Genomic DNA, 17,962 nt, shown 5'->3' with positions numbered 1-17,962 from the left:
GACTGCGCGCTTGCCCCCTCATCCGACCCTTCCCCGGCGGGGAGAAGAAAGGACCCGCAATGCCGGTCCAGGCAGTATCGCGGAGGAAACCTCATGGAAAACAAGGTTCAGGAAATGTCTGTCGCATCTGTTTCCGGTTGTGCGGAAAAGGGCGAGGGCGCTATTGTCCCGCACATGAAGATTCTTGTCATTGAAGACGACCTCGAGGCTGCGGCCTATATGACCAAGGCGTTCCGCGAAGCCGGGATCGTCGCCGACCACGCCAGCGATGGTGAAAGCGGCCTGTTCATGGGCTGCGAGAATGTCTACGACGTCATGGTGATCGACCGCATGTTGCCGCGCCGCGACGGGCTTTCCGTCATCAGCGAACTGCGCCGCCGCGGCATCGAGACGCCGGTTCTTATCCTCTCGGCGCTGGGGCAGGTGGATGACCGCGTGACCGGCCTGCGTGCCGGCGGTGACGATTATCTGCCGAAACCCTATGCCTTCTCCGAACTGCTCGCCCGTATCGAAGTGCTTGGCCGCCGCAAGGGCAAGCCCGAGCAGGACATGATCTATCGCGTCGGCGATCTCGAGTTGGACCGCCTGTCCCACGATGTGCGCCGGGGTGGCAAGGAAATCCTCCTTCAGCCGCGCGAATTTCGCCTGCTGGAATATCTGATGAAGAATGCCGGCCAGGTGGTGACCCGCACGATGCTTCTCGAAAATGTCTGGGATTACCATTTCGATCCGCAGACCAATGTCATCGACGTGCATGTTTCCCGTCTGCGCTCGAAGATCGAGAAGGACTTCGAGAAGCCGCTGCTGAAGACCATTCGCGGTGCGGGCTACATGATGAAGGACGAGGGCTGATTGCCGAAGATGGCCCGCCTCAGAATATTGTTCAGGTCGACAGCGGTGCGCCTTTCGGCGCTCTATATCCTGCTGTTTGCGCTCTGCGCGGCGTTCCTTGTTTTTTATGTCACTGCGCTTTCCGAAAGGCTGCTGAACCAGCAGACGCGTGACGCTGTGCTGCAGGAAGTCTCGGATGTGCAGCGCATCTATAATCGCGGCGGTATCAATCCGCTGCTGAGGATGATGGAGCGCCGTGCCCGCCAGCCGGGAGCGAGCCTTTACATCATCGCCGGGCCGAATGGTGAAATTCTGGCCGGCAACGTCGCCTCCGTGCAGCCCGGTGTTTTCGACAAGGAAGGCTGGACCGGCTTTCCCTTCCGTTATGAGCGTTATTCCGAGAGCGGCGACAGCGTGCAGCATCTTGCCACGGCCAATGTTTTCGTTCTGGACAACGGGCTGCGCATCCTGATCGGCCGCGACCTCGGCGAGCCGACCAAATTCCGCGCCTTGGTGCGTAATGCCCTGATGGTGGCGCTCGCCATCATGAGCGGCGGCGCCCTGCTGATCTGGTTCGGCATCGGCCGCAATGCACTGAAACGCATCGACCGCATGTCGGCGGCAACCAAGAAGATCATGGCCGGCGACCTTTCGCAGCGTCTGCCGCAGGGCCGCTCCGGCGATGAGTTCGACAGGCTGTCCGGCTCGCTTAACGCCATGCTGGGCCGCATCGAGAAGCTGAATGAAGGCCTACGGCAGGTTTCCGACAATATCGCCCATGACCTGAAGACGCCGCTGACGCGCCTACGCAACAAGGCCGCCGCGGCACTGGACGATGATGACGAAACGAAACGCCGCGCAGCCCTTGAAGGCATTATCGCCGAGTCCGACCAGCTCATCCGCACTTTCAATGCGCTGCTGATGATTTCCCGTGTAGAGGCCGGTTCCATCGCCGCCGAAATGACTGAAGTGGACGTCTCGGCGATTGCCGAAGACAGCGCCGAACTCTACGAGCCGGTGGCCGAGGATGCGGGGCTCGCGCTGGAAACTGAAATCGAACAGGGCCTCATCGTCAAGGGCAACCGCGAATTGATCGGCCAGGCGCTTTCGAACCTGATAGACAACGCCATGAAATATGCCTGCGAAGGCGAGGGTGACAAAAAACTCGTCGTTCGTCTGGCAAAGGCCCCTGGCGCAATCCTGCTTTCCGTTGCCGATAATGGTCCCGGTATTCCTGCCGACAAGCGCGGCGAGGTGCTAAAACGCTTCGTGCGGCTGGATGAAAGCCGCTCCAAGCCCGGCACGGGCCTTGGCCTGTCGCTGGTGGAGGCGGTGATGGAACTGCATGGCGGGTCGCTGGAGCTTTCGGACACCGACGCCTCCAACACCGCCTGCCCGGGGCTGACAGTCTCCATGGTTTTTCCAGACAATAGCCGCTGAAGAGAGCCGGGGAGCGTATTCCGGCGGGGAGTTGTGCCCCGCCAGACGACAATCCTCGCGTTAGAACGTGTAGGCCAGGCCCACCATTGCAAACGGCTGGATATCTTTTTTGGACAGCGGGCTGTCCTTGGCATCGCCCAGCAGGAAACCGACGCCTCCGGTGCCGGTGATCGACCAGTTCTCGGTCATCAGGTAGGTGACGGAGGCGCTGGCGTCGACGCGCTTGAAGCCGGATTTGGCGTCGAAGCGACGCAGGCCCGAACGGGCGGATTGCGCCGAGGTCACACCGAAATAGGATTTCATGTGCTTGTCGTCAGCCCAGGTGGCGGAGAGGTCCGCTCCGAGGATGAACTGGTCGACCTTCTGGGAAACGCTGGCGCCGATCGAGGCTGTCAGGCCCTCGCTGCCATTGATGGTCTTGTCGACCTTGGCGTAGATTTCGAAGGGTTCAGCGTCATAGGCGATAACGCCGCCAATGACGCCGCCTGCCTTGATATCGCCCATCCCGCGCAGGTTTTTCCTGTCGTCCTTTTCCTTGCGCCCGGGCTCCCAGCCGCCTTTCACTCCCAGCCGGAAGCCATTGCTGTTGAGCAGGTTGACGGTGACGCCGCTGAAATCAATGCTCAACGTGTCCCCATAGGCGACGGAGACCAGCGGCACGGGGCCGGCCTCCAGCTTGTCCGACCCCTCATATTTCGGGGCATAGGCGGCGCCGACACCGAGCGTGATTTTCCAGTCGCTGGAACTGCTGTAGCGGGAATTATCGAAACCGGCCTGCGGATCGGCCATGCGGTCCGATTTGCCGATATCGGCGGCGAAAACCGGCGCGTAGACCGCTTGTGCCACCGGCAGCGCCGTCAGGCAAAGCGCCATGGCGCACAGGCTCTTTTGCCATTTCATTGTAAAAATCTGTTTCATGATCATATCCGTTGCAGCACCGCGTGTTTGAAAACCGGGGAGTCGGGTTTCGTTGAGGGGAACGCTACGTGGGCACAATTGCGGAGACATTACGCGGCATTGCGATGCGCCGCCGAAACCGTGGTCGCGCCAGCAGGGTTTCGGAAAATTCGGCAAAAGCGGTTTTCCTGATCGCAAAGCGCGCCGCATTTGTTACAACGCAGGTGATATGTGCCTGCAGGCTTCGGTGATGCAACGGCAGGATGGCTAGCGTGGGGAGAGCGGCCCGTCCTGAAAATCCGGTATGGCCGAAGGACAAACGGGCTCGGGAGAGGGAGAGAAGCATTGACGAAACCGGAAAGCGCCGAAAGGCGGCTGAACGACGTGCTGGCGGGCGTGATCCGCCCCTATACGCAGACCGAGCTGAAATCCGTGCTCTCCACTCTGAAAGACATCGGCAGAAGCGAGCCGGCGGTGGCCGCGCTGCTTGCCGACGAAAGCGCCCTGAAAGACTTCGTTGCCGCGGCCTTCACGCTCTCCCCCTACCTGCGCGACATGGCGGCGGCCGATGAGGGGCTGTTGTCACTGGCCATTTCAAAACCTCTGGAGCCACTGCTCGCCGATCTCGTGCGTCAGGCGCGCGATTGCTGGAAACCGGGAGAGGACGGCGGCATACCGAGCGAAAACGAGGTAATGTCGAGGCTCCGGATCGCCAAACGGCGGCTCTCCTTCGTCGCGGCACTTGCCGATCTCGCCCGTATCTTCACTGCGCGTGACACGACCCGCTGGCTGAGCGACATGGCGGATGCGGCACTCTCTGCCGCCATCGATCACCTTCTGCTGTCGGCCCATGAGAGTGGCAAGCTGAAACTGAAGGATGTTGCCGCCCCCAGCGAAGGATCGGGCCTCATCGTGCTCGGCATGGGTAAGCTCGGTGCCCGCGAACTCAATTATTCCTCCGATATCGACGCCGTGGTGTTTTTCGAACCCTCCGCCGGGATCATGGGCGACCCCTACGACGCGACGGAGAATTTCGGACGCATGATGCGCCGTCTGGTGCGCATCATGCAGGAGCGCACGGCCGATGGTTATGTCTTCCGCACCGATCTGCGGCTGCGGCCAGACCCGGGCTCCACACCGCTCGCCATCCCCGTGGAAGCGGCACTGCTTTATTACGAGGGCAGGGGCCAGAACTGGGAGCGCGCTGCCTATATCAAGGCACGGCCGGTGGCGGGCGATATCAAGGCGGGTGAGAATTTCCTGCGCGAACTCACGCCCTTCATCTTCCGCAAATATCTCGATTATGCGGCGATTGCCGATATTCATTCCATCAAGCGGCAGATCCACGCCCATAAGGGCCACGGCGCGATTGCGGTGAAGGGCCACAATGTCAAGCTCGGGCGCGGCGGCATCCGCGAGATCGAGTTTTTCGCCCAGACGCAGCAGCTGATCGCCGGCGGCCGAATGCCGGCGCTGCGGGTGCGCGCAACGCAGGAGGCGCTGGCGGCGCTGACCGAGGCGAAATGGATCGACGCCGAGACCCGTGACAGCCTGACGGACGCCTATTGGTTCCTTCGCGAGGTGGAACATCGCATCCAGATGGTGCGCGATGAGCAGACCCATGTGCTGCCCGATACCGAAGCCGAACTGAAGCGCATCGCCTTCATGCTGGGTTTCGAGGATACCAAGGCCTTCTCGGAAAGGCTGGAAGAGGTGTTGCGGCTGGTGGAGCGGCGTTACTCGGCGCTGTTCGAACAGGAAGTGAAACTGTCAGGCGAGGCCGGCAATCTGGTGTTCACCGGTCAGAAGGACGATCCCGATACGTTAAAGACGCTCTCCGCCCTCGGTTTCGAGCGGCCGGAGGATATCTCCCGCGTCATCCGCACCTGGCACAATGGCCGTTACCGGGCGACGCAGTCGGTCGAGGCCCGCGAGCGGCTGACGGAATTGACGCCGGACCTGCTGCGCGCCTTTGGTGAGAGCAAGCGGGCCGACGAGGCGCTGCTGCGCTTTGACAATTTCCTCTCCGGCCTGCCGGCAGGCATCCAGCTTTTCTCGCTGCTCGGCAACAACCCGGCGCTGCTCGACCTGCTGGTAACGATCATGTCCTCCGCGCCGCGTCTGGCCGAAATCATCGCCGCCCGCCCGCATGTCTTTGACGGCATGCTGGACCCGGCTTTGATGAGCGACATCCCGACACGAGACTATCTCGCCCACCGCATGGGCAGTTTCCTCTCCAATGCCCGCCATTACGAGGATATTCTCGACCGGCTGCGTATCTTTGCCGCCGAGCAGCGCTTCCTCATCGGCGTCAGGCTTCTGACCGGCGCGATCCGTGGCGAAGTCGCCGCCCGTGCTTTCACCCATCTTGCCGATCTGGTGATCGAGGCGGCGTTGAATGCGGTGCTGGCGGAGATGGAGGCGGCACATGGGCCCTATCCCGGCGGCCGTGTCGCCGTGATGGGAATGGGCAAGCTCGGCTCCTTCGAGCTGACGGCCGGATCGGATGTCGATCTCATCCTGCTTTACGATTATGATGATGCCGCCCATGAATCGACCGGCGCAAAACCGCTCGATGTGGTGCGTTATTTCACCCGCGTCACCCAGCGGTTGATTGCCGCCCTGTCGGCCCCGACGGCAGAAGGCGTGCTTTACGAGGTCGACATGCGGCTTCGCCCCTCCGGCAACAAGGGGCCGGTGGCGACCCGCATTTCCGCCTTCGAAAAATACCAGCGTGAGGAGGCCTGGACCTGGGAGCACATGGCGCTGTCGCGCGCCCGCCTGATCTGCGGCGATGCCTCGCTGATGGAAGATGCGCGCCGCATCATTGCTTCCGTCCTGTCGCAAAAGCGGGATGTGGCCAAGGTCTCGGCCGATGTGCTGGAAATGCGCAGCCTCATCGAGCAGGAAAAACCGCCGGAAAACAACTGGGACTTCAAACTCATCAATGGCGGCCTGATCGACCTCGAATTCATCGCCCAATATCTGGCGCTGGTAGGGCCTGCGAAGGGGCTTGCCGCGCACGAACCGGGGCGCAACACGGCAGAAGCGCTCCAGGCGCTCGCCGCTCCGGTCATGGAGCCGCAGGCCTTCGATGACTGCATGGCGGCGATGGGGCTTTATACGGAAATATCGCAGATCGTTCGGCTTTGTATCGATGGGGCGTTCAATCCGAAGGAAGCGCCAGCGGGATTGATCGATCTTGTGTGCCGGGCAGGTGATTGCCCTGATATTTCCACGCTTGAGGGAGAGGTGAAGCGGCTGGCGAAGGCGGTGCGGAAGGCGTTTGTGGCGGTGGTGAAGAATGGGGGGTGATGTCGGTGGGTGTGGCTTACCCCCCTCTGCCCTGCCGGGCATCTCCCCCACAAGGAGGGAGATCGGCAAGATGCGCTATCGCCACTTCATTCTCTAACGTCGAGATGGGCAAAACCTTGCCGCATATCTATCTCCCCACCTGTGGGGGAGATGCCCGGCAGGGCAGAGGGGGGTGAACCACGCCCACCAAGCTTCAATGCACCGTCCCACAAACCCCCGCCGCATGCGGAATAATAATCGTCACCACCGTGCCACGCCCCTCACAGGAACGAATTTTCATCGTTCCGCCATGCAGCTTCACCAGCGAGCGGGAAATCGCAAGCCCGAGACCGGAGCCGCCCTGGCTCTTGGCATATTGGCTCTGCACCTGCTCAAAGGGCTGACCGATCTTTTCCAGCGCCTGTGTCGGAATGCCGATACCGGTGTCGGCGATGGTGAGGATCATCGCAGCCTCATGCACATGGGTGCGCAGCGCAATGCTGCCGCCGTCGCCGGTGAATTTCACGGCATTGGAGAGCAGGTTGAGCATGATCTGCTTCATGGCGCGGCGGTCGCCCTGCATGGTGAGGCCGGCGCAGACCTTCTGCTGCACGGTGATGTTCTTCTGTTCGGCCTGGATGGCGGTCAGACGCAGGGTCTCTTCGATCAGCGGCGCGAGATCGATGGTCTCGCGGTTGATGCGCATATGGCCCGCCTCAATCTTCGACATGTCGAGAATATCGTTGATGACGTTGAGCAGATGTTTGCCACTGTCATGGATGTCGCGCGCATATTCGGAATATTTGGGAGAACCCACGGGGCCGAACATCTCGTTCAGCAGTATTTCGGAGAAGCCGAGGATGGCGTTGAGCGGCGTGCGCAGCTCATGGCTCATATTGGCAAGGAATTCCGATTTCGCCCGGTTGGCGGCCTGGGCGCGCTCTTTTTCGGCAAGGTAGTTGGCATTGGCGTCAGAAAGCTCGGTCTTCTGGCGCTCCAGCTTGTGCTGCGAGGCGGAGAGATCGCCGATGGTGGCCATCAGTCGCCGCTCGGAATCGCGCAGCCGTTCCTGGTGGCGCTTCAGAAGCGTGATGTCGGTGCCAACCGAGACGAGGCCGCCATCGCGGGTGCGGCGTTCGTTGATCTGCAGCCAGCGATCGTCGGCAAGCTGCACCTCCGTGGTGCGGGACAGGCCGGACTGATCGGGATCGGCAACGCGACGTTCGACGACCGGCCGGGCTGCTGCGGCATAAACCGTGGATTTCTCCGTGCCTGCCACCAGCACGCTGTCCGGCAGGCCATAGGCCTTCTGGTAATGGGTATTGCACATGACGAGACGGTCGTTCTTGTCCCACAGCACGAAAGCTTCGGACGTGGATTCGATGGCGTCGGCAAGGCGCTGGTCGGCCTCGGCATAGCGCTGCGCAAGGCGGTGCTGTTCGGTGACATCCATGGCAATGCCGATGACACGCGGCCCATTATTGGTGCGGATGACCTGGGCGCGGGCACGCAACCAGACATAATGGCCCTTGGTGTGGCGCATGCGGAAGATCTGGTCGATCTGGCGCAGGTTGCCGCAGCCGACAGCCCGGGCGAGCTCATAGAGATTGCCGTCTTCGGAATGCATCATTCGCGCCGCATCGGAGAAGGAGAGCGGTGTCGCCCTGGGCGGCATACCGAGAATCTCGTAAAGCGAACCGGACCAGAACATGCGCCGGGTGGAAAGGTCGAAATCCCACAGGCCGCAACGGCCGCGCGAGAGCGCCGTCTCCACCCGCAGGTTGGATTCGGCGAAGATGTCGTCGGCATCGCGGGCGCGCTTCACCTGCATGTAATAGGCATAGAGCACCACGAGCAGGATGGAGGAAATGCCTGCGAACAGCGTGACATTCATGGCGATTTCGCTGCGCCAGAACGAGCGGATCGGCTGCAGGGACCGCGCCGCGATGACCATGGCACCATCGTTTCCGAAGGGGATCATCGTCGCGTAATGCTGCTGGCCGTCTATATTGGTCTCGATGGTTCCGGGAGCGCCGGGAAAACGCTGCACGATGGCGATTTCCGGCAGCAGGGCAGGCAGGGAGGTGCCAATGTAAAGCATTGCCTCCTTGCCGGAACCGGCAAAAATACGACCGTTGCTGCCCGACAGCAGCACCATGGTGCCATCGGCAAGACTGCCCTGCGGCAATGCGGCGACAAGGCTTGCCTCGGCGCGGGTGCGGTCCTGCGAGGTGAAAACAGTGCCGTCGTTCAGCAGGGCCGCCTTGGCGGTCAGCGCCGTCAAAGCCGTGGAGTGGCGGGCGGCTTCTTCCATGCGGCTGTATTCGGCGACGATGCCCAGCATGCGCGAGGCCGCCACGACCACCAGAAATGCGAGGATGAGAATGGGAATGAGGCGCTTCAGCAGGGTCTCGACCTGCGGCATGGGCCGTTCCGCACCGCTCATCAAACCCATCAGGTCACTGGAAAGCTTTTCGCCCCAGGCCGCTAGATCAGAAAATTTGGCATACGGCCGCTCATCGCCCGCAGTCGCCCGCCGCACGTTCGTCATTGTCCCGCCTTTTAGATGTCCCCGTGATTCGAAGCGCCGCCGCTCGAATATCTCTAATGAATCAAATGGGATTCGCCCTGTCCAGAGGCAAAAGTTAAAAGAATTTTAACCCCTTGAACCGACTCCGTATTTTTTCGGGACAGTCTGCTTCCGCTTCGGCAAAAGCGGGATTCATGAAGAAAAACAGTGAGCCGGCGCTTCAATTCCGGCTGCTTGGGAATGCCGCGTGTAACGTTTCAGGCTCCGTCGAAGGCATCGAGAGCAGGACCAAGCGCGCTGATCACGCCATTTCCGGCGGCAGGAAGACCGGTGAGCACCGCGCTGATGATATCGTCGCGGCTCGCGCCGCGCGCCTTGGCTTCCATCACATGAAAACCGACGCCGCTTTCCAGGCGGAGGGCGGCAAGAATGCCGATGTAGATCAGGCTCTGTGTCTTCACGTCGAGCGTGGACGCGGCCCCGAGAGCCTGCACGGCCTGAAACCACGCCGCCTTATGGTCTGGAGCATCGCTGATGAAACGCTGAAACGAAGCGCTTGTTCTGGACATATCCGTCATCTGAGGTTCCTGTCTGATCCCGGGCCAACCGCGGCCCTTCGCACGAAAGATGCTGCATGATGCACGACGCCGCCTTGATGGAAATCAAGACGGTGTCGCGGAATGGGTCGGAATGTCGGAGCTTCGGCGGAAAGTCAGCCCTTCAGGATACGCCCGACGATATCGCTTACATCCGTCGAGAGGCCTTTCGCCTCGGCAATGGTGGAAAGCGCTGCTTTCGCATGGTCGGCGCGGCTTGCCTCAAGTGAGCGCCAGGAGCGCATGGACGTGAGAATGCGGGCGGCAAGCTGCGGATTGCGTTTGTCGATGGCGATGATCTGCTCTGCGAGGAACCGATAGGCGGCGCCATCGGCACGGTGAAAGCCGGTAGGATTGGAAAAGGCGAGCGTGCCGACGAGCGAACGTACCCGGTTCGGATTGGTGGCGATGAAATGTTTCGATTTCATCAGTGCCTTGATACGATCAAGCGCGCCTTCGCCGGGAATGGCGGCCTGCAGCGAAAACCACTTGTCGAGCACCAGTGCATTGTCGGCGAAGCGTTTTTCGAAAGCGGCAAGCGCTTCCTTCGTTTCCGCGCTGTCGGGGAAGCGCTGCGTCAGCACGCTGAGTGCATGGGCGAGATCGGTCATGTTGGTGGCGCCGGCATAGGCCTTCGCCGCCCGCTCCGGCGTTCCCTCGGCAAAGGCGAGGAAGGTCAGCGCACCGTTGCGCAGTGAACGCCGCCCGGCGCTTCCGGCATCGGGGCTGTAGGCCTCGCCATTGGCAGCATCGTCGGCAAGCCGCCGCAGTGTGTCCTGGCCGGCTGTCGCAATCGCCGTGATCGTGGCGTTGCGCGCCTTGTGGATGGCATCGGGATCCGTGTTTCCGCCGAGTTCGCGGGCGATATCGGTCTCGCTGGGCAGGGCGAGTGCCTGCGCCCGGAATGCTGGTTCAAGCGCGTCGTCGCCGATGATTTCGATGAGCGTCGCGATCAGGTCGGCATCGGTGCGGACGTCTTCGCCTTTTTGCACCGCCTTGGTGGCGGCGATCAGCACGGGCAGGGCGAGATCGGTCAGCGCCTGGAAACGCGCGAACATATCCGTCTCATGCCGGGCAATCTGCACCAGGTCGGCAGCATTCTGCTCGAAATGCAGGTTGATCGGCGCGGAGAAGCTGCGGTTGATCGACAGCACCGGCCGCGAGGAAATGCCAGAGAAGGAGAAGGTCTGGTTGCGCTGGGTCAAATGAAGTACGCCGTCGCGATACTCGCCGCCTTCGACGGCCTGCGGTTCGGCGATCTGACCATTATCGAGGATCAGCGCCAGCGAAAGCGGAATGTGGCGTGGCTGTTTCACCGGCTGGCCGGGGGTCGGCGCGGTCGTCTGTTCCAGCGTCAAGCTGAAAGTGGCCTTGCCGGCATCGTAAGCGGACGAAACGGAGACTAGCGGCGTGCCGGCCTCGGTGTACCATAGCGAAAACTGCGAGAGATCGCGACCGCTGGCATCGGCAAAGCTCCTGACGAAATCCTCAACCGTTGCAGCTTCGCCGTCATGACGTTCAAAATAGAGGTCCATGCCCTTTTTGAAGTCTTCAGCGCCGAGGATCGTGGCGATCATGCGGGTGACTTCGGCACCTTTTTCATACACGGTCGTCGTGTAGAAGTTGTTGATTTCGCGATAGGTATCCGGGCGCGGCGGATGCGCCAGCGGACCGGAATCCTCCGGGAACTGCTCCGATTTCAGGTGGCGCACATCGGCAATGCGCTTCACCGGCCGCGAGCGCATGTCGGAGGAAAATTCCTGATCGCGATAGACCGTCAGGCCTTCTTTCAGGCACAGCTGGAACCAGTCACGGCAGGTGATGCGATTGCCTGTCCAGTTGTGGAAATATTCATGCGCAATGATGCGCTCGATATTGGCATAGTCCGCATCCGAGGCGGTTTCCGGGTCGGCCAGCACGAATTTGTCGTTGAAGACGTTGAGACCCTTGTTCTCCATCGCGCCCATGTTGAAATCCGATACGGCGACGATCATGAAGATGTCGAGGTCGTATTCGCGGCCGAAGCGCTCTTCGTCCCATTTCATCGAACGCTTCAGCGCATCCATGGCATAGGCAGCGCGCGGCTCCTTGCCGTGCTCGACATAAATCTTCAGCGCCACTTCCCGTCCGGACATGGTCGTGAAAGTATCTTCCACCACGCCGAGATCGCCGGCGACGAGAGCGAACAGGTAGCTCGGTTTCGGATGCGGATCGAACCAGGCCGCGAAGTGACGGCCTTCATCGTAATTGCCGCCGCCCAGGAAATTGCCGTTCGAGAGCAGCAGCGGATTACCTTCCTTTGCCGCGATGATCGTCACCGTATAAGGCGCCAGAACATCCGGACGGTCGGGGAAATAGGTGATGCGACGGAAACCTTCCGCTTCGCATTGGGTGCAATAAACGCCATTGGTGCGGTAAAGCCCCATCAGCTGCGTATTGACCTGCGGGTTGATGTAATTGGTGACGCAGATCTCGAAGGGAGATTCAGCGGGAAGGTCGCGGATGGTCAGGCTGTCCGGTGTGGCCCCATATTGAGCGGCGGGCAGCTCCACCTGGTCGAGCAGCAGGCTGGAAAGCTTCAGCTCGTCGCCATCAAGAACCAGCGGTGCATGCCGGTCGGCGCTTTCGCGCCGGTGGAAGATCAGACGGGCTTCGACCTTGGTATTTTTAGGGTCGAGTTCGAAGGTGAGATCCACCCGCTCCAGAACGAAATCGGTGGGGCGGTAATCCGCCAGGTGAACGATCTGGCCCGTGTCTGTTCGCATGACTGTCCCTGAATAACTTTGCGTGGTCTTCCCGGCATCATGTCGTCATAAGGCCCGGATGTAAAATGGGTAGAATATTCGTCACGATCATGTGCGCGTCGGAGGACATTCTGTCCCGCCATGGAAGGCTTTGCCGGCCATGCAGACGATCCTCCCCGCTGCCGGACCAACGGACCATCGCAGCAAATGTTGAACGATTGCTGAAATTATATTTTATTTTCTTCAAATTTTAGCGCGTGCCACTTTTTGCCCTCGCGCCTGCCTTGCGAGGCTTCGATTTCTCCACGCCATCAACTGAATTCAGGGATAAATCACATTTTTTGTTGTAAAGCGCCGGAGGAATGCTCTAGCCTTGCGCAAATCCAATTCCCCGCGTCGTCTCCCCCGCATGAAACCTCCCGATGGCGTGTCTGCGCAGCCGATATGAGTAACTGCTAATGAACGCCGAACCGATGAATCCCTTCCGCGGGATCAGCATGAAGCTGATTTCGGTTGGCTTTTTTCTGGTCATGCAGACCTGTATCAAGGCGGCAGGTGATGTGCCGGCCGGCCAGATCACCTTCTTTCGTTCGGCTTTCGCCATCATTCCGATCGTCGTTTACCTCGCCTGGCTGCATGCGCTCGCAAGTGCGCTGCACACCAACAATCTTCTCGGCCATTTCAAGCGCGGTTTTCTTGGAATCCTCTCAATGGCCTGCGGCTTTTACGGGCTGACCATGCTGCCGCTGCCGGAATTCATCGCCATCGGTTATGCTTCGCCACTTCTCGCGGTGGTTTTTGCCGCCTTTATCCTGCATGAGAAGGTGCGCATTTATCGCTGGAGTGCAGTCTTCGTGGGAATGATCGGCGTGCTGGTCATTCTCTGGCCGAAGATGACGCTTCTCAGGGAAGGCGGGTTTGCCGCGGGTGAGGGGCTGGGCGCCATTGCCGTGCTGTGTGGTGCCGCCCTTGGCGGGCTGGCGATGATCCAGGTGCGGCAATTGGTGGAAACGGAAAAGACGCCAACCATCGTGCTTTATTTTTCGCTCACCGCCACCCTGCTGTCGCTCATCAGCGTTCCCTTCGGCTGGAGCGTGCTGACAGTGACGCAGACCCTGCTTCTGATAACCAGCGGCATCTGCGGCGGCGTCGCGCAAATCTTCCTGACGGAGAGTTACCGGCACGCCGAGGTCTCGGTCATCGCGCCCTTCGAATACAGTTCCATCGTCTTCGGCATCGTGGTTTCCTACGTCCTTTTCGGAGACATACCCACGCTGACGATGCTCATCGGCACGGCGATCGTGATCCTGGCCGGCATCTTCATCATTTTCCGTGAACATCAGCTGGGATTGGCGCGACGCGCGGCGCGCAAGGCCTCGACGCCGCAGGGGTGAGGAGCGCTATTGCCGGTGTTTCAGGGCAACCGCTTCCGTCATCCCGGCCTTGAGCCGGGATCCAGCCGACGCGCGTCCGCGCGGCGAAGGAGTTCTTTCAGCCCAAGGACTTGGGCTGGCTGGATGCCGGATCAGGTCCGGCATGACGGAGACTTATGATCGTACACCCACAAAAGCAAAAGGCGCCTTCCCGAGGAAAGACGCCAGCGCGCAATCATATTTGTAAGCCAGTGTAAGCCGGCCTGAGTGCTTCTCAGCGCTCGCGGAAATCCGCGAAGACTGCCGAGGGACGCGTCACGCGGACCTGCTGCATGGCAGCGCGTGCGGTCAACTGTTCGTTAGCGGCTGCGCCGAAACGATGGTAGCCCTGACTGGAGCGAGGGCCGAGGCCCGCCAGGCGGAGCGATTCAAAGCCGGAATGCACCGGACGGAAGCGAGTGGTCATTGCCTTGGTTCCTTTAACCGAAATTCCTCCCAAGACATGGCCGTATATCGCAGCGCAGCATGGATTCGGCAAGTTGACCAAATGCGCCGCTGTTATGCGTAATGCGCATGGCTATTTTAATAATTCATTTACATTGAGCAGGAATGAGGCAATCAGCCTTCGGCGATCTTTGCCCGAAACATCAATAAATCCTGCCATGCCAAGGACTTACTGGCCGGGGCGTTCAATAGTTCCTGGGGGTGCAGGCTGGCGAGCGCCGGCAAAACAAGGTGTCCGGCTGCGACATCACGCCACTGTCCGCGCAATGTATGGATTGTGCCGGTGCCGCCAAAGAAGAAACGTGCGGTAAAGTTGCCCAGAAGCAACAGGTGTTTTGGCTCCGCAAGGGCGATCTGGCGCTCGATGAAGGGGCGGCAGATATCCATTTCGGCTTGGGTCGGCGGGCGGTTGCCCGGTGGCCGCCACGGCACCACATTGCCGAGCATGATGGTGCTGCGCTCAAGGCCGATGGCCGCCAGCATCCGGTCAAGCAGCAGGCCGGTCTTGCCGGCAAAGGGCAGGCCCTCGCGATCGTCATCCGCATCCGGCATGGGGCCGATGACCATGATGCCCGAGGAAGCGTCACCTTCGGTGAAGATCGTATTGCGGGCGCTGTTCTTGAGGTTGCATCCGGAAAAACCCTCGAGCGCGGTTTTCAGTTCGGCAAGCGATCTCGCGCTTTCTGCGGCAAAACGCGCCGCTGCCACCGCCTGCTCATCCGGCATGGCGACATTCTGCTGAACGGCTGGACTTGCCGGCGCTCCGCGCGCGGGAGCACTGCGCGTTGCTCCCTGCCGCTGCGGCACATCGGCGCCGCGATCCGCAGGCCTTTCAGTCTGCCGTGCAGATGTCGCCGCCGCCTGAACAGGCGCGGACCGGGCAGGGCGGGCGGCGGCAAATTCGGCGAAACGGTCTACGGGCGCCTCTTCCAGCAACCAGTCGACGCCCGCATCCGCATGGAAATGCAGGAGGGCGGCGAGTTCGGCCGGGGAGAGGTCTTGAGCGGCGATCATGGGCGGAAATTACCCCATGTTCCCCGCCCGGGGAACCCGCAAATCACACTGTCCAGCGCTGAATATCGCCGCTTTCGCCGATCATGGCCAGCCCATGGGCAATCGAAAGCAGCTCGCCGCCGCTTTCGATGCGGTCGGCGTCGAAACGGCGGGTGAAAAGCTCCCGCACCGCCGGCACGAAGGAGGTTCCGCCGGTCAGGAACACCTTGTCGATCGCATCTGGCGCAACCTGCGTCTTTTCCAGAACCTCGTCGAGCGCTTCTTCTATCTTGGCAAGGTCCTCGGCGATCCAGCTGTTGAAATCGCTGCGCTTCACCATCTTGCGTCCGGCCTTGCCGAGCGGCGCAAAGTTGAACTCCGCTTCTTCCGCCGAGGAGAGCGCCATCTTGGTGGCGGAAATAGCCTGATAGAGCGGGTAGCCCTCGTCATGCTCAACGAGGTCGATGAACATTTCCAGCTTTTCCGGCTCCAGCGCCGAGCGCACCAGCGACTTCAGATCGGTGAATTCCTTCGAGGTCTTGAAGATCGACAGCTGGTTCCAGCGGCCGAAATTCACGTAATAGCCGGAGGGCACATCCAGCACCTTGTCGAAACTCTTGAACTTGCTGCCCTTGCCGATCTCCGGCGACACCAGATTGTCGATCATGCGGAAGTCGAAATGATCGCCCGCAACACCGACGCCGGAATGGCCGATGGGGGTGGCGGAAAGCTTGCCGGCATGGGTTTCGAAACGGATGAGCGAATAGTCGGTGGTGCCGCCGCCGAAATCCGCCACCAGCACGTTGGCGTCCTTCTTCAGGCTTTGCGCGAAATAATAAGCGGCCGCCACCGGCTCATAGACATAGTGGATTTCGGGGAAACCGGCCCGGCTCAGCGCCTCGTTGTATCGGGCAAGCGCCAGCGTCTCGTCCGGATTGCTGCCGGCAAAACGCACCGGCCGGCCGGCAATGACAGTCGATACATCATCGGGCCATTCCGTCCCGGCATAGGTCTTCAGCTTGCGCAGGAACACTTCCATCAAATCCTCGAAGCTCTGCCGCTTGGCGAAGATCAACGTGCCCTGAAACAGCGGGGAGGCCGCAAACGTCTTGATCGACTGCAGGAAACGGCAGTCGCCGGCATTGTCGATGAACTGGCGGATAGCGGCGTGGCCCGCCTCCACATGCAGGGCGGCCGCGCCGAGGCCGGCGTCCTTCATGAAGGAGAGGGCCGTGCGCATGCTGTCATCCGTGCCGGCGCTGCTGGTAAAGCGCATGGAATGGCTTGCGCCGCCATTGTCGGAAAGAGCCATGACCGTATTTGTCGTGCCGAAATCGAGGCCGAGAGCCCGCTTTTGCGTCATCGCCATATTCCTTGTGTCGATAGAAGAACCCGCCCGGCCCTGGATGGCCCGGCGTGAAAATAAGGGATGCTCTTGGCACCCCGATGTCAGAGGAGGGCGGTTGATTGCACAGGGCGGGCGGAATGGCAAGCGCCGTGGGTCTTTTTTCGGTCGAACGCCCGTGCCCGCGCGCCAGTCGCAAAGTTGCGGCAATCCTGGCAACGCATGGTAAACGGGATTACAATTCCTTTAAGAAAGAGCAGTGTAGTTCTAGGCGACGGCTTTAAGGGAATTCTGTTAAAGTCAGCTTTGTCGAAGTAACCGGATTGAAGATGTATCCATTTTGCTATCGAGCGTAAATATTTATTAAATTTCGGAATGTCCATATGGACATGCTGTATTTGGTTTTCGGTCGTTTTTAGTTTTGGAAATTATATGCCCCACAAAATCAGCCAGCATGCAGTGGAGGATGCAGCGCCGGACGATGCCGGTGTCGTTCACGGCGATATGGGCGTTTTCTTCCGGCAGCTCATGGCCCTCCTGGAAGCATCGCAGCAGGGATACGCTTTGTTTGATGGCAGCGATGAGTTGCGGTTCGCCAACAGTGCCTTCCGCGCCGCGCTCGGTATCGGACAGCGCGATTTTCCGAGCTGGGTGGAACTGATGCGCAATGGTTTTCGCAACGCGACCGGTACGGCCATCGAGACATCGGATTTCGAACTCTGGTTGCGCTCGGCCAAGACGAGGCGCGGCAAGCTGCCGTTCCGGACCATTGAGACCAGTCTCAATGACGGGCGGTGGATACTGACGACCGAGACCACGCTGCCGGGCGGCTGGATGCTATGCGTGGTCACCGATGTTTCCGAACTTGGCATCGAATTGCGCGATCTGCGCCAGGAGCGGGACAGGGCGCTGAAATCCGCCCTGAGCGACGAGCTGACCGGGCTCGGAAACAGGCGTTACGCCATGGATGCGCTCAACCACCTGCTTGGGCCCAACAAGGCGCAGGCGCTCGCCGTCATCATCATGGATATCGACCACTTCAAGAGCGTCAACGATCGCTTCGGCCATGCCTACGGCGATCTCGTGCTGAAAGATTTTGCAGGACGACTGTCCGCCGCTGCCGGGCGTGACGACCTTCTCGGCAGGATTGGCGGGGAAGAGTTTTTGCTGGTGCTCAGTGGCTCGCGCATGCACGGCGCCGAAAGCCTGATGCGGCAGCTCCTGTCGTCACTGGCCGATGCAGCCCCTCTGCGCGACATGCCCGAGTTTCGCTACAGCTGCTCCGCCGGGATCGCCTTTGCCAATCCCGGCGAGAGTACAAGCGACGTTTTGCGCCACGCCGATACCGCGCTTTATGAAGCCAAGAATACCGGGCGGAACCGCTACGTGATTTACGGAACGGCGTCGTGACAGCA

Annotated in this window: 12 protein-coding genes; 5 read left to right on the top strand and 7 right to left on the bottom strand. The window is 60.6% G+C overall.

Going from position 1 to position 17,962, the window contains the following annotated elements:
- Positions 1 to 93: 93 nt before the first annotated feature.
- Entirely contained in the window at positions 94 to 852 is a 759-nt protein-coding gene (locus tag BLU28_RS00210) for a response regulator transcription factor (protein WP_004440811.1), read from the top strand.
- Between the two features lie 9 nt (positions 853 to 861).
- Entirely contained in the window at positions 862 to 2,271 is a 1,410-nt protein-coding gene (locus tag BLU28_RS00205) for a sensor histidine kinase (RefSeq protein ID WP_037091522.1), read from the top strand.
- A 60-nt stretch (positions 2,272 to 2,331) separates the two neighbouring features.
- Here BLU28_RS00205 and BLU28_RS00200 read toward each other — a convergent pair whose 3' ends face one another.
- Positions 2,332 to 3,195, bottom strand: coding sequence for a MipA/OmpV family protein (locus BLU28_RS00200; RefSeq protein WP_168247089.1), 864 nt, complete (start codon positions 3,193 to 3,195; stop codon positions 2,332 to 2,334).
- A gap of 318 nt (positions 3,196 to 3,513) precedes the next feature.
- Between BLU28_RS00200 and BLU28_RS00195 the strand changes: the two genes are divergently transcribed.
- Complete coding sequence (locus tag BLU28_RS00195) at positions 3,514 to 6,483, top strand: bifunctional [glutamine synthetase] adenylyltransferase/[glutamine synthetase]-adenylyl-L-tyrosine phosphorylase (protein WP_077986789.1); 2,970 nt, start codon at positions 3,514 to 3,516, stop codon at positions 6,481 to 6,483.
- Positions 6,484 to 6,676: 193 nt separating this feature from the next.
- On the opposite strand, the gene BLU28_RS00185 is transcribed toward BLU28_RS00195, so the two are convergent.
- The 3 genes from BLU28_RS00185 to pepN all read right to left on the bottom strand — a co-directional run bounded on the left by BLU28_RS00185 (position 6,677) and on the right by pepN (position 12,353).
- Positions 6,677 to 9,013, bottom strand: a complete 2,337-nt coding sequence (locus BLU28_RS00185; RefSeq protein WP_037091513.1) for a PAS domain-containing sensor histidine kinase — start codon at positions 9,011 to 9,013, stop codon at positions 6,677 to 6,679.
- Between the two features lie 236 nt (positions 9,014 to 9,249).
- Entirely contained in the window at positions 9,250 to 9,570 is a 321-nt protein-coding gene (locus BLU28_RS00180) for a carboxymuconolactone decarboxylase family protein (protein ID WP_022555876.1), read from the bottom strand.
- Between the two features lie 134 nt (positions 9,571 to 9,704).
- Positions 9,705 to 12,353: an aminopeptidase N gene (gene pepN, locus BLU28_RS00175; protein ID WP_077986790.1), complete on the bottom strand. Its 2,649-nt coding sequence runs from the start codon at positions 12,351 to 12,353 to the stop codon at positions 9,705 to 9,707.
- A 437-nt stretch (positions 12,354 to 12,790) separates the two neighbouring features.
- Here pepN and BLU28_RS00170 point away from each other — a divergent pair, with 437 nt between their 5' ends.
- Complete coding sequence (locus tag BLU28_RS00170; protein ID WP_004440828.1) at positions 12,791 to 13,726, top strand: DMT family transporter; 936 nt, start codon at positions 12,791 to 12,793, stop codon at positions 13,724 to 13,726.
- 253 nt (positions 13,727 to 13,979) lie between these two features.
- On the opposite strand, the gene BLU28_RS00165 is transcribed toward BLU28_RS00170, so the two are convergent.
- The 3 genes from BLU28_RS00165 to BLU28_RS00150 all read right to left on the bottom strand — a co-directional run bounded on the left by BLU28_RS00165 (position 13,980) and on the right by BLU28_RS00150 (position 16,565).
- Positions 13,980 to 14,171, bottom strand: coding sequence for a hypothetical protein (locus tag BLU28_RS00165; RefSeq protein ID WP_004440829.1), 192 nt, complete (start codon positions 14,169 to 14,171; stop codon positions 13,980 to 13,982).
- Positions 14,172 to 14,323: 152 nt separating this feature from the next.
- On the bottom strand, positions 14,324 to 15,223 hold the full coding sequence (locus tag BLU28_RS00155; protein WP_006699367.1) for a uracil-DNA glycosylase: 900 nt from the start codon (positions 15,221 to 15,223) through the stop codon (positions 14,324 to 14,326).
- Between the two features lie 43 nt (positions 15,224 to 15,266).
- Positions 15,267 to 16,565 carry an Hsp70 family protein gene (locus tag BLU28_RS00150; protein WP_006699368.1) on the bottom strand — a complete coding sequence of 433 codons (1,299 nt, stop codon included), beginning with the start codon at positions 16,563 to 16,565 and terminating at the stop codon, positions 15,267 to 15,269.
- Positions 16,566 to 16,979: 414 nt separating this feature from the next.
- Between BLU28_RS00150 and BLU28_RS00145 the strand changes: the two genes are divergently transcribed.
- Positions 16,980 to 17,957, top strand: coding sequence for a sensor domain-containing diguanylate cyclase (locus BLU28_RS00145; protein WP_168247090.1), 978 nt, complete (start codon positions 16,980 to 16,982; stop codon positions 17,955 to 17,957).
- Positions 17,958 to 17,962 lie beyond the last annotated feature (5 nt).

The organism is Agrobacterium pusense, from assembly GCF_900102105.1.
Classification (GTDB): domain Bacteria; phylum Pseudomonadota; class Alphaproteobacteria; order Rhizobiales; family Rhizobiaceae; genus Agrobacterium; species Agrobacterium pusense.
Note: the sequence above shows the minus strand (reverse complement) of the source record. Positions and strands in the feature narration are given on the sequence as shown.